This window comes from Microbacterium sp. G2-16M, from assembly GCF_055809115.1.
In genome coordinates this window covers 318,701-336,512 of the sequence record NZ_CM147897.1, presented here as the reverse complement: position 1 = coordinate 336,512, position 17,812 = coordinate 318,701, and the positions used below count along the sequence as shown (strand labels likewise).

Annotated in this window: 13 protein-coding genes and 1 pseudogene; 5 read left to right on the top strand and 9 right to left on the bottom strand. The window is 71.8% G+C overall.

What is annotated here, in order from left to right; genetic code table 11:
* Window positions 1-6 precede the first annotated feature (6 nt).
* Complete coding sequence (locus AC0L6F_RS01645; protein ID WP_473538949.1) at window positions 7-678, bottom strand: response regulator; 672 nt, start codon at window positions 676-678, stop codon at window positions 7-9.
* Complete coding sequence (locus AC0L6F_RS01640) at window positions 675-1,853, bottom strand: sensor histidine kinase (protein WP_473538948.1); 1,179 nt, start codon at window positions 1,851-1,853, stop codon at window positions 675-677. Before AC0L6F_RS01640 ends, AC0L6F_RS01645 begins: the two co-directional genes overlap by 4 nt.
* A gap of 166 nt (window positions 1,854-2,019) precedes the next feature.
* On the opposite strand from AC0L6F_RS01640, the gene AC0L6F_RS01635 reads away from it, so the two are divergent.
* Window positions 2,020-2,745, top strand: a complete 726-nt coding sequence (locus AC0L6F_RS01635) for a hypothetical protein (RefSeq protein WP_473538947.1) — start codon at window positions 2,020-2,022, stop codon at window positions 2,743-2,745.
* 19 nt (window positions 2,746-2,764) lie between these two features.
* Here AC0L6F_RS01635 and lepA read toward each other — a convergent pair whose 3' ends face one another.
* Window positions 2,765-4,615: a translation elongation factor 4 gene (gene lepA / locus AC0L6F_RS01630; RefSeq protein ID WP_473538946.1), complete on the bottom strand. Its 1,851-nt coding sequence runs from the start codon at window positions 4,613-4,615 to the stop codon at window positions 2,765-2,767.
* A gap of 67 nt (window positions 4,616-4,682) precedes the next feature.
* Between lepA and AC0L6F_RS01625 the strand changes: the two genes are divergently transcribed.
* Window positions 4,683-5,423 (top strand): alpha/beta fold hydrolase, encoded by a 741-nt coding sequence (locus AC0L6F_RS01625; protein ID WP_473538945.1) that lies wholly within the window; start codon window positions 4,683-4,685, stop codon window positions 5,421-5,423.
* Here AC0L6F_RS01625 and AC0L6F_RS01620 read toward each other — a convergent pair.
* A complete protein-coding gene (locus tag AC0L6F_RS01620; protein ID WP_473538944.1) occupies window positions 5,356-6,624 on the bottom strand; it encodes an MFS transporter in 1,269 nt (422 codons plus the stop codon). The two genes, AC0L6F_RS01625 and AC0L6F_RS01620, sit on opposite strands and share 68 nt — an antisense overlap.
* A gap of 895 nt (window positions 6,625-7,519) precedes the next feature.
* Here AC0L6F_RS01620 and rpsT point away from each other — a divergent pair.
* Window positions 7,520-7,781 (top strand): annotated as a pseudogene (gene rpsT, locus AC0L6F_RS01615) (30S ribosomal protein S20).
* An 85-nt stretch (window positions 7,782-7,866) separates the two neighbouring features.
* Here rpsT and holA read toward each other — a convergent pair.
* From holA to pabB, 5 genes are all read right to left on the bottom strand, one after another.
* A complete protein-coding gene (holA, locus tag AC0L6F_RS01610) occupies window positions 7,867-8,904 on the bottom strand; it encodes a DNA polymerase III subunit delta (protein WP_473538943.1) in 1,038 nt (345 codons plus the stop codon).
* A 9-nt stretch (window positions 8,905-8,913) separates the two neighbouring features.
* Entirely contained in the window at window positions 8,914-11,235 is a 2,322-nt protein-coding gene (locus AC0L6F_RS01605; RefSeq protein WP_473538942.1) for a ComEC/Rec2 family competence protein, read from the bottom strand.
* Between the two features lie 25 nt (window positions 11,236-11,260).
* Window positions 11,261-11,869 carry a helix-hairpin-helix domain-containing protein gene (locus AC0L6F_RS01600; RefSeq protein WP_259611894.1) on the bottom strand — a complete coding sequence of 203 codons (609 nt, stop codon included), beginning with the start codon at window positions 11,867-11,869 and terminating at the stop codon, window positions 11,261-11,263.
* A 92-nt stretch (window positions 11,870-11,961) separates the two neighbouring features.
* Entirely contained in the window at window positions 11,962-14,493 is a 2,532-nt protein-coding gene (leuS, locus tag AC0L6F_RS01595) for a leucine--tRNA ligase (RefSeq protein WP_473538941.1), read from the bottom strand.
* Between the two features lie 70 nt (window positions 14,494-14,563).
* Window positions 14,564-15,829 (bottom strand): aminodeoxychorismate synthase component I, encoded by a 1,266-nt coding sequence (gene pabB / locus AC0L6F_RS01590; protein WP_473538940.1) that lies wholly within the window; start codon window positions 15,827-15,829, stop codon window positions 14,564-14,566.
* A gap of 42 nt (window positions 15,830-15,871) precedes the next feature.
* On the opposite strand from pabB, the gene AC0L6F_RS01585 reads away from it, so the two are divergent.
* Both AC0L6F_RS01585 and AC0L6F_RS01580 read left to right on the top strand, forming a co-directional pair.
* Window positions 15,872-16,567: a DedA family protein gene (locus AC0L6F_RS01585; RefSeq protein WP_274635618.1), complete on the top strand. Its 696-nt coding sequence runs from the start codon at window positions 15,872-15,874 to the stop codon at window positions 16,565-16,567.
* A 5-nt stretch (window positions 16,568-16,572) separates the two neighbouring features.
* On the top strand, window positions 16,573-17,628 hold the full coding sequence (locus AC0L6F_RS01580; RefSeq protein ID WP_274635619.1) for an App1 family protein: 1,056 nt from the start codon (window positions 16,573-16,575) through the stop codon (window positions 17,626-17,628).
* Window positions 17,629-17,812: the final 184 nt, after the last annotated feature.

Here is a 17,812-nt window from a genome sequence, read left to right as displayed (position 1 = left end):
TCCCGGTCACGCGTCGGGTCGGCCGGGCTCGACGAGCCCGTGCTCGTAGGCGGCGATCACCGCCTGCACACGATCGCGCAGCCCCAGTTTGGCCAGGATCCGGCTCACATGTGTCTTGACCGTCCCCTCCGAGACGAACAGCCGCTGGCCGATCTCGACGTTGCTCAGTCCGTCGGCGATGGCGATCAGCACATCACGCTCCCGGTCGGTGAGCTCGGTCAACGGCCCGGGACCGGCACCGCCGGTCCGCGGGCGCCGGACGTACCCCTCGACCAGCCGGCGGGTCAGCACGGGTGCGAGCAGCATGTCGCCGGCGGCCACGGTGCGGATCCCCGCGATCAGCTGCTCGGGGCCGGCGTCCTTGAGCAGGAAGCCGCTGGCGCCGGCGCGCAGCGCGTCGTACACGTAGCCGTCGACGTCGAAGGTGGTCAGCATGAGCACTCGCGTCGACGCCCCCGCCGCGAGGATGCCGGCGGTCGCCTGGATGCCGTCCATCCCCGGCATCCGGATGTCCATCAGGAAGACGTCCGGCGAGCTCTGCCGGGCCAGGACGACCGCCGCGTCGCCGTCGGCGGCCTCGCCCACCAGCCGCAGATCGGATTGCGAATCCACGACCATCCGCAGCCCCGCTCGGATCAGGGGCTGGTCGTCGGCGATCGCGACCGAGATCTCGCTCACGAGACCCGCTCGGCGACCGGCAGCTCGGCGCGCAGCAGGTAGCCTCCGCCCCGATGCGGACCGGCCGACATCGTGCCGCCGACCGCATCCGCCCGCTCCCGCAGCCCGAGCAGTCCGTGCTCGGTGCCGCCGAGCGAGCTGCCGTGCCCGCCGGGCGCGCACTCCACCTCGATCATCAGAGCGCCGGCCGTGGCCAGGACCGAGACCTGCGTGTCGACGGCGCCGGCGTGCTTGAGCACGTTGGTCAGCCCCTCCTGCACGATTCGGTAGCCGGTGAGCTGGATGCCCGGGGCCAGTGCCGCTGTCTCGCCCTCGGTGCGCAGCCGCACCGGCAGACCGAGCCCGCGCATCTGCGCGCACAGCCCGTCGACGTCGGCCAGGGTCGGCTGCGGCGCCGTGCCGTCCGGCGAGTCCGGTTCTTCGCGCAGCACCTCCAGGAGCGTCCGCAGCTCGGTCAGCGACTCGCGGCCGAGCGCCTCGATCCGGGCCAGGGCGGTGACGGCGGCCGTCGGGTCGGTCGATGCCGCCAGCCGGGCGCCGCCGGCCTGCATCACGATGACCGTGATGGTGTGCGAGATGACATCGTGCAGCTCGCGGGCGATCCGGGTGCGCTCCTGCCGCCCGGCCCGCTCCTCGGCGACCGCGCGCTCGGCGGCCGCGCGCAGGGAGCGCTCGCGGTACGACGTCCAGCTCCGGGCGAGCAGGCCGAGGGCGAACGAGGCGGCCACCATGGCGCTGTTGAACAGGATGCTGCCGGCGTCGCGCAGTTCGGGGAACTCCAGCGGCAGCATCACCATGCCGACCGCGCTGACCGCGAGCGCCACCAGGGCCCAGCCGAGCGGACGGTGCCGGGCGCAGGAGTAGAGCGCGACCAGCCACACCGCGAACTCGTCCCAATAGCCCAGTGTGGTCGGAATGACCAGCGGGGGTACGAGGCCCATCACGAGGATGACGCTGAGGACCGCGAGCGGGTACCGGCGCCGGAACAGGAGGGCGAGGCACGCGATGGTACCCGGAACCAGCGAAGTGAGCGCGGGGGCCGCACCGATCGGAGTCGTCAGGCTCCCGGTGAACACATCGATCAACCCGAGCCCGAGAAGGATGGCCGGCGGGGAGACGTCGTACACGGCATCTCGCCAGTGCCGCGTCCACCAGCCCCGCCGACCACTGACCATGCGCCCACGGTACTGCCTGCCGGTCCGCTCCGCGTCTGTCGTGAGAGGTATCCGGCTCGGCCGCCCGACGGACCCGTTCCGGCCGCGATGCAGACGCGCCCCGCCCGCCGCCGGTCATACCGTGAGCGTGATTCGACCATCGGGCCGAACCGAACAGGAGGACATCATGGAATTCACACGCACGGATGCCGCGAGACGCAGGATCGTCGTGGGCGCTCTCATCCTCGGACCGGTGCTGGCGGTGACCTCCGCGGCCGTGGGGTTGAGCGCCGGTGGGGGCGACGACAGCATGCGGGCGCAGTTCGAGAGCATGGCTGCGCACGCCTCCACGATCCTCGCGCAGGATCTGCTGGAGACCTTCGGGTTCATGCTCACGCTGGCCGCGCTGGCTGGTGCCACGCAGGCGCTGCGGACGCGGGGCGGGGCGCTGGGGACGATCGGAGCGGTCCTGGCCATCCTGGGGATCGCAGGGTTCAGCATGAGCAACGCCACCGGGCTGGCGGTGGTCGCGCTGGCCGAGCAGAGCGATCAGGATGCCGCGTTCACGATGGCGAAGGCCATCAGCGGCGGCGGAGTGATCGGCGCGGCGGGCACGGTCGGGTTCGTCCTGGAGGTGCTCGCGCAGATCGGGATGATCCTCGTCATCGCGGGCCTGGTCCGCGCACGGCTCATGCCGGTGTGGGTTCCGGTCCCGGTGATCGTGGGCATCGGCGTGAACGCGGTGGTCGGCACGATGGCGGCGACCCTCGTCGCGGACGTCCTGCTGCTGGCCACCTGCGCCTGGATCGCCGTCCGGCTGGCGCGCTGCGCCCGCTCCGCGTGGCTGGGCAGCGACGCGGAGCGGGCGGTGGGGCGCCGATCAGCGCCCGTGGCGCCGCAGGGGGTGCAGTAGAGCGGCGAGCCCCGCGAGGCTATTTCTTTTCCTTGCCTTCGATGTCCCCCGAGAGCGCGGCGATGAACGCCTCTTGGGGGACTTCGACGCGGCCGACCATCTTCATCCGCTTCTTGCCCTCCTTCTGCTTCTCCAGGAGCTTGCGCTTGCGCGAGATGTCGCCGCCGTAGCACTTCGCCAGCACGTCCTTGCGGATCGCGCGGATGTTCTCGCGGGCGATGATGCGGGCGCCGATCGCGGCCTGGATCGGCACCTCGAACTGCTGACGCGGGATCAGCTTGCGCAGCCGCTCGGTCATCAGCGTGCCGTAGGCGTACGCCTTGTCCCGGTGCACGATCGAGCTGAAGGCATCCACCCGCTCACCCTGCAGCAGGATGTCGACCTTGACCAGGTCGGCCTCGTGGGTGCCGTTGGGCTCGTAGTCCAGCGACGCGTACCCCTGCGTGCGGCTCTTGAGCTGGTCGAAGAAGTCGAACACGATCTCGCCGAGCGGGATGTTGTAGCGCAGCTCTACCCGCTCCTCGGAGAAGTAGTCCATCCCCAGCAGGCTGCCCCGCCTGTTCTGGCACAGCTCCATCACGGCGCCGACATAGTCCTTCGGCAGGAGGATGGCGGCCGTGACCATCGGCTCGGCCACGGTGGCGACGCGCCCGTCCGGGTACTCGCTGGGGTTGGTGACGGTGACCTGTTCGCCGGTGTCGGTGGTCACCTCGTAGATCACGCTTGGCGCGGTGGTGATCAGGTCGAGGTCGAACTCGCGCGAGAGCCGCTCGGTCACGATCTCCAGGTGCAGCAGCCCCAGGAACCCGCAGCGGAAGCCGAACCCGAGGGCGACCGAGGTCTCGGGCTCGTAGACCAGCGCGGCATCCGAGAGCTTCAGCTTGTCCAGCGCCTCGCGCAGCTCGGAGTAGTCGCTGGCGTCGATCGGGTACAGCCCGCTGAACACCATCGGCTTGGGATCGGTGTAGCCCGGCAGCGCCTGCTGCGCGGGCTTGCGGGCGTCGGTGACCGTGTCGCCGACCTTCGACTGGCGCACGTCCTTCACTCCGGTGATCAGATACCCGACCTCGCCGACGCCGAGTCCGCGGGAGGGCACCGGCTCGGGGCTGGACACGCCGATCTCGAGCAGTTCGTGCGTCGCGCGGGTGGACATCATCTGTACGCGCTGGCGCGGCGCCAGCGTGCCGTCGATCATCCGCACATAGGTGACGACGCCGCGGTAGGCGTCGTACACCGAGTCGAAGATCATGGCGCGGGCCGGCGCCTCGGCGTCGCCGGACGGCGCGGGGATCTCGGCCACGATGCGATCCAGCAGCTCTTCGACGCCCTGCCCGGTCTTGCCCGACACGCGCATCACGTCGTCCGGGCTGCCGCCGATCAGGTTCGCCAGCTCGGCTGCGAACCGGTCGGGGTCGGCGGCGGGCAGGTCGATCTTGTTCAGCACGGGGATGATGTGCAGGTCGTTGTCCAGCGCCAGGTAGAGGTTCGCCAGCGTCTGCGCCTCGATCCCCTGGGCGGCATCCACCAGCAGGATCGCGCCCTCGCAGGCGGCCAGCGACCGGGACACCTCGTAGGTGAAGTCGACGTGCCCGGGGGTGTCGATCATGTTCAGCGCGTAGGTTCCGGTTGCCCCGGCCCACGGCATCCGCACCGCCTGGCTCTTGATCGTGATGCCGCGCTCGCGCTCGATGTCCATCCGGTCCAGGTACTGCGCGCGCATGTCGCGATCCGAGACCACGCCTGTGATCTGCAGCATCCGGTCGGCCAGCGTCGACTTGCCGTGGTCGATGTGCGCGATGATGCAGAAGTTGCGGATCTGCGCCGGCGGCGTCGCGGACGGCTCGAGCGAGGTGAGGGCGCGTGGTGACATGTCCTCTTGATTGTACGGGGGCGGCCGGATCCGGCGAATCCGCATCGACAGGTTCTAGCCTGGCTTCATGACGGTCCAAGCGGTGCTGGTGCACGGCATCCGCACCTCCGCGACCATGTGGCGCGCCCAGGTGGCGCATCTGGACTCGCACGGCATCCCGGTGACCGCGGTGGATCTGCCCGGGCACGGCACCCGGATGACCGAGCCGTTCACGCTGGACGAGGCGTTCGCCACGATCGACGCCGCGGTGACGGATGCCGCGGCTCGCGGACCAGTGCTCCTGGTCGGGCACTCCATGGGCGGTCTGCTGTGCACGGCGTACGTCGGGCAGCGGCAGCCGCCGCCGGTGGCGGCCTTCATCGCCGCATCGTGCACGGCGATCCCGCGCGGACTGGGCCTGTCGGCCTATCGGCTCCTGGCCCGCGGCATGAACGGGCTGCCGCACCAAGGACAGTGGCTGGCCGACCGGGTGCTGCAGCTGACGCTCCCCGAAGAGACCCGTGCCGACTTCGGCGCGGGCGGCTATGCGTTCGCCGCGCAGGACGTGGCGCTGAAGAGCCTGTCCGTCCTGGATCTGCTGGAGGCGGTCGGCCGCATCCGGATCCCGCTGTGGTTCGTCAACGGCGAGTTCGACCAGCTGCGCCTGAACGAGCGGCTGTTCTGCACGCTCGCGCCGCACGCCGAGCTGATCGTCGTGCCGCGCACCACGCATCTGGTCACGGCCATGCGGCCGCGCGTGTTCAACGCACTGCTGGATCTGGCCGTGGCGACGATCGCAGCGAGCGATCCCGCGCGAATCCCGACATGATCGCGCCGACCGCCGACAGCACCGTGCTGACCACGAGGAGCAGCCAGAACCCGCCCACCGCGGCCACGAGCGCGGCGCCCACCAACGGGCCGACCAGCTGGCCGAGCGCGGCGGCGGTGTTGACCAGGCCCATGTCGCGGGCGTGGTCCTCGGCGTGCGGCAGGAGGTCGGTGGCGAACGCGAGCCCGACCGTCGAGAACGCGCCGTAGCCGACGCCGAGCAGGGCGGCGGCGATCATCGTGGTGGTGAACGACGGCGCGACGGCGATGATGACGGCGGCCGCGGCCTGGACGAGACCGGATGCCACGGTCAGCCCGCGGCGGCGGCCCGTGCGGTCGGACCACCATCCGGCCAGCACCGAGGCGGCCACCACGAAGATCGTGTAGACCACGATCACGAGCAGCAGGTTGTCCTGGGCCAGCGCGCTCGGCTGGCCGAGGCCGTACATGAGGAAGAACAGGAACAGCGTCGTCGGCAGCGCATTGCCGACGTTGGTCACGAACCGTCCCCACACCACCCAGCCGAAGTCGCGGTCCCGCAGCGATTCCCACGGCACGCCGCGACGCGTGCGCGGCGCCCGGGCCGGGACATCCGGGTCCGGCAGCGCGATCGCGGTGATCGTGCCGGCGACCGCGACGAATGCCGCCAGCACGACGTAGCCGGCCACGATGCTCAGCCCGAGCAGGACGACCGCGCCGACGCCGAGCACGATGCCCACGGCCTGCGAAGAGCTGGCCGCCGCCGATGCCGCGCCCCGCTGGGAGTCGGGCAGCTGGTCGGCGATCAGGGCGGTGAAGGCCGCCGAGGCCACGGCGATGCCCACGGCCACGCCGGTCCACGCGAGGCCGATCAGCACCGGACCCTGCGCCCACCCGGTCAGCAGCAGACACAGGGCGGTCAGCCAGCTGCCGCCCAGCGCCCACGGGCGACGCCTCCCCCATCGCGTACGCGTCCGGTCGGACAGGGCGCCCGACCACGGGCCGGCGATGATGCCGGCCAGTCCGCCCACCCCGAGGACGACGCCGGACGACACGACGCCGCGCACCCAGGTGTCGGCTTCGCCCGGAGTGTCCAGCTGCGTGGGCAGCAGCAGCTGGACCGGAGTCAGCTGCACGGTCCAGATCGCCAGCCACGCCAGCGTGAACAGCAGCAGCCAGCCCCGACCGACCTTCGGCCGTGCGGAGGAAGGGGAAGGCGTCATGGATGCTCCTCGGACGTCGTCGTGCGAGTGGGGGCCGGGTGTCGGGGTGTATCGATCATCGTGCACGCGCGCCCCTGGGCGCCAGTCCGCGGCCTTCCCCGCTCGCTTCGCGCGCTCGCTCGGCTCGCGGTCGCGCTGCCGTTTCCGACATCCGCGCCCGAATACAACACCCGCGCAAGCAGAAAACAGCAGCGCAACCTGGGTGCGCCGCCGCACTCGCGCTCGCGCTGCCGTTTCCGGCATCCGCGCCCGAATACAACACCCGCGCGAGTGGAAAACGGCAGCGCCACGGGGTGCGCCGCCGCACTCGCGGTCGCGCTGCCGTTTCCGACATCCGCGCCCGAATAGAACACCCGCGCAAGCAGAGAACAGCAGCGCAACCTGGGTGCGCCGCCGCACTCGCGGTCGCGCTGCCGTTTCCGACATCCGCGCCCGAAAAAAGCACCCGCGCAAGCAGAAACAGCAGCGCAACCTGGGTGCGCCGCCGCGCCCGCGCTCGCGCTACCGTTTCCGACATCCGCGCCCGAATAGAACGCCCGCGGTCGCGCTGCCGTTTCCGACATCCGCGCCCGAATAAAACACCCGCGCAAGCGGAAAACGGCAGCGCCACGGGGAGTACGCCGCCGCACTCGCGGTCGCGCTGCCGTTTCCGACATCCGCGCCCGAATAGAACGCCCGCGCAAGCAGAAAACAGCAGCGCGACGGGGAGTGCGCTGGCGCGAGCACCGGCAGCACGGGCAGCGCCGAGGCTCGCGGGGACGTCGAGGGCGACGTGTGATTCCTGATAGACTCGACCATTGGCTTGCGTGTGGGTTTTTCCCGCACACGCCGCGGGGCGCCCCTCTCGTGCGCCGCGGCACTCATCCGATCACCCTGAACGAAAGAACGTCCACACGTGGCAAACATCAAGTCGCAGATCAAGCGCAACAAGACTAACGAGAAGGCCCGCGAGCGCAACAAGGCCGTCAAGAGCGAGCTGCGGACCGAGGTCCGCCGCACCCGCGAGGCCATCGCCGCCGGCGACAAGGCCGCCGCTGAGAAGGCTCTGAGCCGCGCCGGTCGCAAGCTCGACAAGGCTGTGAGCAAGGGTGTCATCCACAGCAACCAGGCCGCGAACCGCAAGTCTGTCGATCGCCAAGCAGGTCGCCGCGCTCTGAGGCGCAGCCTCTCCGACGAAAGCCCGTCCCGCACACGCGGGGCGGGCTTTCTCGTTGTTCGGGGGACTCAGCTTGTTCGGGGGACTCAGCCGCCGAACGGCGCCCGGGTGGCGATGACCGTGATCATCCGCTCGAGCGCGAACACCGGATCGCGTGAGGCGCCCTTGACCTCGGCATCCGCCCGCGCGGTGGCCTGGATGGCACGGCCCAGGCTCTGCTCGTTCCAGCCGGCCAGATCGCGACGGGCCCGATCGACCTGCCAGTCCTTCATCCCCGCCTCGGCGGCGATCGCCGCAGACGAACCGCGCTTGCCCGCCACCCGTGCCATCGTGCGCAGCTTCATCGCCACCGCGGCCACCAGCGGGACCGGATCCGCGCCGGACGCGAGCGCATGGCGCAGCGTGAGAAGCGCATCGCCGTAGCGGCCGGCGATGGCGGTGTCTGCCACGGTGAACGCCGAGGTCTCCACCCGACCGCCGTAGTAGCGCTGCACCACCTCGGCCGTGACATCCCCGGGAACGTCCGCGATCAGCTGCTGGCAGGCGGCGGCCAGCTCGGTCAGGTCGTCCGAGAACGCGGAGACCAGCGCGCGCAGCGCGGTCGGGGCGATGTTCTTGCGTGCGGCACGGAACTCGCCTGCGGCGAAGTCGTGCTTGTCGCCGTCGCGCTTGACCGCCGGGCACGGGACTTCGACGCCCCCGCCGGAGCCGGCGCGGATCGCGTCCAGCAGCTTCTTGCCGCGCACCGTGGCGCCGGTGTGCCGCAGCACCACGGTCGCGCCGTCCTGTGGATGCTCGAGGTAGCCCAGCGCCTCGGTCAGGAACGCGTCACTCGCCTTCTCGACGCCGGTCACCCGGATCAGGCGCGGCTCACCGAACAGCGAAGGCGAGCTCAGCGCCAGCAGCGTGCCCGCCTCGTAGTCGTCGGCGCGGATGTCGGAGACCTCCAGGCTCGGATCCTCGGCCCTCAGATAGTCCCGCACGGCTCCGATGGCTCGTTCCGCACACACATCCTCGGGGCCGGACACCAGCACGATCGGCGCGGGCTGCGGCGTCCGCCAGTCCAGCTGCGGGATGGCCGTGCGCAACGTCGAGGACCGTGCAGAGGGGCGGCGTGCGGGCATGCCCCCAGCCTAGCCAGCAGTCCCGACTCTGCCCGCCCAGACACCGGCCGCCGCGGGAGGGGCGCGTTCGCGCCACACCCGCACCCCGCCGTCGACGGATGCCACGGTCACGACGCCGTCCTGATCGGTGCGTGCGATCAGGCACCCGTCGGCCCGCAGGAACGCCAGCGTGGATGCCCGCGGATGACCGTAGTCGTTGTCCGCGCCCACGGAGATGAGCGCCACCGCCGCCCCCAGTGCGCGGTACAGCTCGGCGGACTGGTCGGCGCTCCCGTGGTGGGCGACCTTCACCACGGCGTAGGGCGGGCGGAGGGCGCCGCCGGCCAGCAGTGCCCGCTGGGCGACGGCATCCAGATCGCCGAGGAAGATCGCCGCCGGCACGCCGCCTCCGCGGATGTCGAGCGTCACGCTGGCCTCGTTGCCCGACGGGAACGCCCGGTCGCCCGCGCGCGGCCACAGCACGGTCCAGGTGGCGGCGCCCAGGCGTCCGCTCATCCCCGCAGACGCATCGATCATCTCGGCCCCGCCCGCATCCAGGGTGTCGAGCGTGCGCCGGTCCCCGGCGCTGCCGGGCGGGCCATGCAGCGCACGCCCCACGCGGCCGACCACGGCGGCCACTCCCCCGATGTGATCCATGTCGTAGTGGGTGAGCACGAGCAGGTCGATGCGGCGGATCGCGAATCGGTCCAGACAGGCCCGCAGCGGCTCGGGATCTGGTCCGGTGTCGATGAGCGCGACCGCCCCTGCCGACCGCACCAGCAGGCCGTCGCCCTGGCCCACGTCGCACGCGGCGATGCTCCAGTCGCCGGGCAGCGTCAACGGCCCGGCGACGGTGCGCAGAGCCGTCGTCCCCATGCCCACGCCCAGCACCGTCGCCAGGCCAGCCGCCGCGATCCGGCGCACGATTCGCGCCCGGCGCCCGGGCCGAGGCGGGAGGGCCAGCACGAGCACCGCCGCGCCCACGGCGGTCAGGGATGCCGCGCCCATCAGCCCCTCGGGCCAGGGCACCGCCGCCACCGGAAGATCGGCCGCGGTGAGCGCCGTCGCGCTGATCCACGCCGCCGGCAGCCAGGTCAGCGTGGCCAGGCCGGCGGCGAGCACCGGGATCGGCGCGGCGACACATGCGGCCAGGCCGAGCACGGTCGCGACCGGGGCCGCGGGCGCGGCCAGCAGATTCGCCACGACCCCGTAGAGCGGCACAGCCGGGTTGATCAGGATCAGCAGCGGGCCGCAGGCCAGCTGCGCGGCCAGCGGCACCGCGAGCCCGAGAGCCAGCGCCCGCGGCAGGTACCGCGCGAGTCCGTGGGCGAGCGGTCCGGCCAGCAGCAGCAGCGCTGCCGTGGCCACGACCGACAGTGCGAAGCCGATCGATCCGGACAGCCACGGGTCGCCCACCAGCGACGCCGCCACCGCCGAGCTCAGCAGCGCCATGCCGGCGCCGGCACGTCCCAGCAGGACGCCGAGCATCGCGATCGCGGCCATCGCGGCGGCCCGCACCACACTCGGCTCGGGCGTGACCAGGAGCACGAAGCCGGCCAGGGCGAGCATGCCGGCGAGCACCCGCACCCACCGGCGCGCCCCGCACAGCGCCGCCGCCCCGAACGCGAGTCCGACCACGATCGCGCAGTTCGCCCCCGAGACTGCGGTCAGGTGTGACAGGGAGCCCGCCTTCATCGCCGCGTCGAGCTCGGCGCTGACTCCACCGGTGTCGCCCACCGCCAGGCCCGGGATCAAGCCGGCGGCTGGCTCCGGCAGACCGTCGGTCGCGCGCGCCAGCGCGTGTCTCAGATCGGCGGCGACGGCGACCGCGCCGTGCGGCGGCGCGACGGTGCGCAGCGCGCGCGAGGCGCGCACGACCAGCACCGCCCGGCGGCCCGCATCCGCGCGCACCGCCGTGCCGGAGGCCACCACCTCGGCCCCGACATCCGGCCGGGCGTCGCCGCGGATCACGACCGGCACATCCACGGCGTGCCGGGTCGGGCCGATGTCGATCCGATGGGCGCGGGCATCGAACGCGATGTCCCCGCCCGCAGTGCGCTCGGCCTTGCCCACCACCGTCGCGTGCACCTCGATCGCCCGGCCGCCGTCCACGGCCAGCGTCACCGCGGCCTCACGCGCCGGCTGCGCCAGGGCGGAGTGGGATGCCGCGGCCGCCGCCACGGCCACGCTCACCGCGGCGATCACCCAGACGATCCGCCCGCGCCGGGCACGCCAGACCATCGCCGCGAGGCCGACCGCGCCCAGCCAGAGTCCGGCGGCGACGAACCCGGCGGCGGCCGGGGCGAGCACGGCCACGGCTGCCACGATCCAGACCGCCGCTGCGACCGGCACCAGACGCAGTCCGCGCGCCCGCACGTCACACCGTGACCAGGTCCCGCAGCGACGCCAGCATCTTCTCGCCGATGCCGGGCACGGCCAGGAGGTCCTCCACGCTGGTGAATCGGCCGTTGTCCTCGCGCCACTGGATGATCCGCTGCGCGATCGCGGGGCCGATCCGCGGCAGCGTGTCCAGCGCCGCCTCGTCGGCGGTGTTCAGGTTCACCTTGCCGCCACCCGGGCCCGTGCCACCGCCCGGGCCGGCGGCGGGCGCCGTCTCCTCGCCCTTCCGGGGAACGGCGATCTGCTCGCCGTCCGAGACCGTCCGCGCCAGGTTCACCGCATCGCGGGCGGCGTCCTTCGCGAACCCGCCGGCTGCGGCGACCGCGTCGACGAGTCGCGAACCGGCGGGCACGACGTACAAGCCCGGCTCGCGGACCGCCCCCGAGACGTGCACGTACAGCTCGGCCGCGTTCGGCGTTGCGACGGGAGTGCTCGTGACCGCCACCACATCGGCCGGCGCGCCCTGCCCGCGCAGGATGCCGATGCCCACCGTCACCGCGAGGGCGGCGAGGGCGACCACCACGACCGCCCCGAGCCCGAGACGACGTCGGGCCGGCAGCCGCTGTTCGGTCTCGGAGGGCGACACCGCACCACGCTAGGCCGCGCACCGCCGGCGCCGGAGACCGTCCGGCACATCGGTGGACAACGCGCCCGCCTCGCCCGGCTGGGGAGGAACCGCTACTTCGTGGTCAGGCTGACGACCTTCGGCGCCCGCACGACCGCCCGGACGACGTCCCGGCCGGCCAGCGACCGCTGCACCCGCTCATCGGCTCGCCCCAGTGCCTCCAGGGCGTCCGCGTCGATGCCGGCGGGCACCTCGATCGTCGCCCGCACCTTGCCGTCGATCTGCACGATCGCCGTCACCGTCTGCTCCACCAGCAGGGCCGGATCGGCGGCGGGCCACACGGCCAGCCCGACGAACGGCTCGTGTCCGAGCACCGCCCACATCTCCTCGGCGGTGTGCGGCGAGATCAGGTCGAGCACCTGCGCGATCGTCTCGGCGGCCTCACGGACGGCCGCGTCGGCACCGCCCGCGCCGGTGTCGATGGTCTTGCGGGTGGCGTTGACCAACTCCATCAGCCGGGCGACCACGACGTTGAACTTCGTGTGCTCCACGAGGCCCGGCGCGTCCGCGAGCAGATGGTGGGTCACACGCCGGAGCGCCGCATCGCCGGTCGCGGCATCCGCGCCCACCGCTGAGGTGACGTCGTGGGCGACCCGCAGCGCACGGGCGAGGAACTTCGTCGCCCCGGTGGTGGACACATCGGACCAGTCCTTGTCGTCCTCGACCGGTCCGGCGAACGCGAGGCCGACGCGCAGCGCGTCGGCGCCGTGCGCGTCCAGCTCCTCCTGGAACAGTACGAGGTTGCCCTTGCTCTTGGACATCTTGGCGCCGTCGAGGATGACCATGCCCTGGTTGATCAGGCTCGAGAACGGCTCGTCGAAGTCCACCAGCCCCATGTCGTGCAGCACCTTGGTGATGAAGCGGGCATACAGCAGATGCAGGATCGCGTGCTCGACGCCGCCGATGTAGAAGTCGACCGGCGCCCAGCGGGCCGCCTGTGCGGGCGGGAACGCCTCGGTCGCCGATTGCGGGGCCAGGAAGCGCAGGAAGTACCACGAGCTGTCCACGAAGGTGTCCATCGTGTCAGGATCGCGACGCGCCGGCGCCCCGGTGGCGGGGTCGGTCGTGGTGACCCACTCGGTCGCCGCGCCCAGGGGCGAGGTGCCCTTGGGCTTCAGGTCGAGTCCGGCCACGTCCGGCAGCAGCACCGGCAGCTGGTCGGCGGGCACCGGCACGATCTGTCCGTCATCGGTGTGCACCATCGGGATCGGCGTGCCCCAGAAGCGCTGCCGCGAGATCAGCCAGTCGCGCAGCCGGAACGTGGTGGCGGCGTGGCCGCCCTCGGTCGCCTCGAGCTGCGCGATCATGCCGGCGATGGCATCCTGCTTGCCCAGGCCGTCCAGCGGACCGGAATTGATCATCCGCCCCTCGCCCGCCAGCGCCACGCCGGTGACGGCGGGATCGCGTTCCTGCAGGGACGGCTCGCCCTCGGCGCCGGTGGATGTGTCCACGACCACCTTCACCGGCAGGTCGAACGCGCGCGCGAAGTCCAGGTCGCGCTGATCGTGTGCGGGCACGGCCATCACCGCACCGTGGCCGTAGTCGGCCAGCACGTAGTCGGCCGCCCAGATCGGCAGGCGCTGCCCGTTCACCGGGTTGACGGCGTAGCGCTCCAGGAACACCCCGGTCTTCTCACGGTCGGTGCTCTGCCGCTGGATGTCGGTCTGCTTCTGCACCCGCTCGAGATATGCCTGGAAGCGCATACGCACCTCGGTCGGCGCCTCGGCGGCGAGTTCGGCGGCCAGGTCCGAGTCCGGGGCGACCACGAAGAACGTGGCGCCGTACAGCGTGTCGGGGCGGGTGGAGAACACGCTGACCTTCTCGGCGCGCCCCTCGATCTCGAAGTGGATGTCGGCACCCGTCGAGCGCCCGATCCAGTTGCGCTGCATCTGCAGCACCTTCTGCGGCCAGTGCCCCTCGAGCGTGTCCAGGTCGTCCAGCAGACGATCGGCGTAGTCGGTGATGCGGAAGTACCACTGGGTGAGCTTCTTCTTCACGACCTCCGCCCCACAGCGCTCACAGTGCCCTTCCACCACCTGCTCGTTGGCCAGCACCGTCTGGTCGTTCGGGCACCAGTTGACCGCGCTCGACTTGCGGTACGCCAGCCCCCGCTCGTACAGCCGCTGGAACAGCCACTGGTTCCACCGGTAGTACTCCGGGTCGGAGGTGTGCAGCTCGCGGCTCCAGTCGAATGAGACGCCGTACTGGTGGAATCCGGCCTTCTGCTGCTCGATGTTCGCGTAGGTCCACTGACGCGGGTCGGCGCCGCGCAGGATGGCGGCGTTCTCGGCGGGCAGGCCGAAGGAGTCCCAGCCGATCGGGTTGAGCACGTTGTACCCGCGGTGCCGCCAGTAGCGGGCGACGATGTCGGAGTACAGATAATTCTCCGCATGCCCCATGTGCAGGTCGCCCGACGGGTAGGGGAACATCGCCAGCACGTACTTGCGCGGCCGCGTGTCGTCGTCCCCGCCGGCGCGGAACGGATCGCGCTGAGACCAGAGCCGCTGCCACTTCGTCTGGATGGCGTGCGGGTCGTAGCCGCCGTCGGACGCGGCAGCGGTCTCAGGAGAGGTGGTCTGTGACACGAAGGGAGCCAATCGGGAATTCGGGAGGACGCGCAAACGCGCACCTTTCAGGGTACCCGACCGGCGGTTTTCACCAGCCCTCGGGCACGTCGGCGCCCAGCGCCGCCAGCGGTGCCCGCGCCTTCAGGCCGACCTCGGCGACCTCGGCGGCGGCCACCGACCGCCAGGTGATGCCACCCCCGGCTCCGACATACGCGCCGCCGGGCCGGACCACGATGGATCGGATCACCATCGCCAGGTCGAGTCCGCCGTCGGCGCCGATCCAGCCGAAGCAGCCGGAATAGACCCCGCGAGGGGCCCGCTCGAGCTCGTGCAGGATCGTCATCGCCGACAGCTTCGGGGCACCGGTCATGCTGCCGGCGGGGAAGGCCGCCTCCAGCACATCGCCGGCCGTCGCCGCGTCGGGCAGCCGCCCGGCGACCGTGCTCACCAGCTGGTGCACGGTGGGGTACGACTCCACCTCGAGCAGACGCTCCACGCTGACGGTCATCGGTTGGCACACCCGGGCGAGGTCGTTGCGCATCAGATCCACGATCATGACATTCTCGGCGCGCTCCTTCGGGTCGGCGGCAAGTTCGGCCGCCAGCGCGGCGTCGGCCGCGGCATCCTCGCCCCGCTTGCGGGTGCCCTTGATCGGGCGGGTGCGCAGCGTGTCGTCGGTGACCTGCAGGAAGCGCTCCGGGCTCGCACTGAGCAGGGCGGCGTCGCCGCTGCGGATGATGCCGCCGTAGGGGGCCGCAGCGGCAGCCCGCAGGGCGAGGTAGGCCGCGACCGGATCGATCTCGTCCTCCACCTCGAACCGGGTGGTCAGGCACAGCTGGTAGGCGGAACCTGCGCGAATCGCGTCCCGGCAGCGCTCGATGAGCGCGGTGTACTCGTGCGGCGTGTGGCGGGCGTGCGCGCGACGCGGCGGGGCGGTGAGCGACGGGGCCGGAGGGGCGGATGCCCCGGGGTCGATGTCTCCGCCGATGCTCATCCGACCGTTGGCATGGTCGAAGGCGACCAGTCCCCGCACGGCCAGCCACAGCTCCGCGGGAACCGCGGGATCCTCGTCCGCTGCGGGTGCCCCGGCAGCGGCCGCGCCCGGCTCGTACCCGACCCAGCCGACCCAGCCGCCCCGGAAGGGCGATCCCTCTGTCTCGCCGGCTCGCACCGCCCGCGCCGCCCGGACGGCGGCGGCATCCTCGGGCTCGCCCCAGCCCACCCAGCTCCACCCCGCATCGGCGGCGGCACCGGCATCCAGCCAGAACACATGCGGGTGGCGCGCCGCCAGCGCGAGGAATGTCTCGGCGGGATCGCGCCACGGCGCCCGCTGCAGAGTGAAGGTCCGAAGCACCTTCCCAGGCTAGAAGGTCCCGGCCCGCCTATGCTCGTGCTGGTGAACGACCTGCTCACCGGACTGCTCGATGCCGTGCAGAGTGTCGACCCGGTGCTGCGGGTCATCCTCGCCGGTCTCGCCATGATGCTGGAGACCAGCGCCCTGGTCGGCCTGTTCGTGCCCGGCGACACGATCGTGATCATCGCCGCGACCGCGGTGGTCACGCCGTGGGAGGGCGTGCTGCTGGTGGCGGCGGTCCTGGTCGGCTCGCTCATCGGCGAGAGCATCGGGTTCTGGCTCGGGCGGATCCTCGGTCCGCGCATCCGGCACTCCCGTGTCGGCCGATGGGTGGGCGAGGCGCACTGGCAGCGCGCCGAGCGCTATCTGAACCGGCGCGGCGGCATCGCCGTGTTCGTCTCGCGCTTCCTGCCGGTGCTGCACTCGGTCGTCCCGTTGACGGTGGGGATGAGCGGCTTCCGCTACCGCCGCTTCCTCGCCTGGACCACGCCGGCATGCCTGGTCTGGGCCGGCGTGTATGTCGCGGTCGCCGGTGTCACCGCCAGCACGTACCGCGACCTGGCCGATCAGCTGCACTTCGCCGGCTATGTGTTCGTCGGCGTCCTCCTCGCGTTCCTGCTGCTCATGCTGGTGGCCAAGAAGGTGCTCGAGCGCATCGAACGCCGGCATCTGGCCGAGGCAGAGGAGGTCGAACTCCCCCGCCCGCCCGACACGATGTCGGCGGACGTGGGAGACTGAGTCGGATGCCGGATAACACTGCCGCGGCGCGGCGCGCCGATGTGCTGTGGCTGGCGCGGATGGAATACCGTCTGCACGCCTGGCGCGAGCGTCGCGCGCGACGGCGCGGACTGACCCCGACGGTTTCGGCCCTTCCGGGATACGGCGGCGAGGGCTGGGTGCGGGTGCTCGGCCGCGTGCTGATCACGCCGCCCGTGCGGCAGCGTGCGACCGGCGAGTACGGCAGCGTCCGCGGATGGCGCAGCTTCGCATCGGTGCCGATCGGGTTCGCGCAGGTCAGCGTGCAGATCGAGGGGGTCGACCATGAGGTGGTCGCCGACCGCGGCGGCGTCGTCGACACCGTGCTGCCGGCGAGCCTGTCCCCCGGCTGGCACACCGTCTCGATGTCTGTCGAGGACGGCGAGGCGGTCGACACCCGGGTGTTCGTGATCGGCGCCGGCGTGCGCTTCGGCGTCGTCTGCGACGTCGACGACACCGTGATGGTCACGGCGCTGCCGCGGCCGCTGGTGGCGGCGTGGAACTCCTTCGTCGTGGACGAGCACGCCCGTCAGCCCGTCCCGGGCATGTCGGTGCTGCTCGAGCGCCTGGTGCGCGAGAACCCCGGCGCCCCCGTCGTGTATCTGTCCACCGGCGCCTGGAACGTGGGCCCGACGCTCCTGCGGTTCCTCAGCCGGCACCTGTTCCCGCCGGGTGCGCTGCTGCTCACCGACTGGGGGCCGACGCACGATCGCTGGTTCCGCAGCGGCACCGCGCACAAGGAGTCGAACCTGGTGCGTCTGGCCGACGAGTTCCCCGATGTGGCCTGGCTGCTGGTCGGCGATGACGGTCAGCACGACGACGCGATCTACACGACCTTCACCGGCACCCATCCGCAGAACGTGGCGGCGATCGCCATCCGGCGGCTGTCCTCGACCGAGGCGATGCTGGCCGGCGGGCGGACCACGGTCAACGACCACTCCGCCTCGGACGTCCCCTGGGTCACCGGCGAGGACGGCGCCGCCCTGCTCGATCGGCTGGAAGACGCCGGCATCATCCGCGAGGACCATCCGGACTCCATCTGAGGGCGACACGACGGGTTCGACGCTGCCCCGGCCCTCACAGCCGGCGCTTGACCGACGGTCAGCGGATCCATATGCAATCGTTTACTGCAGACGATTGCAGGCGCCGGACATCGGATCTACCGTGGGGATCGAGAAACGCGAAGCGCCCGCCACCCGTTGATCGCCGCACGGGCACTCCGACAAG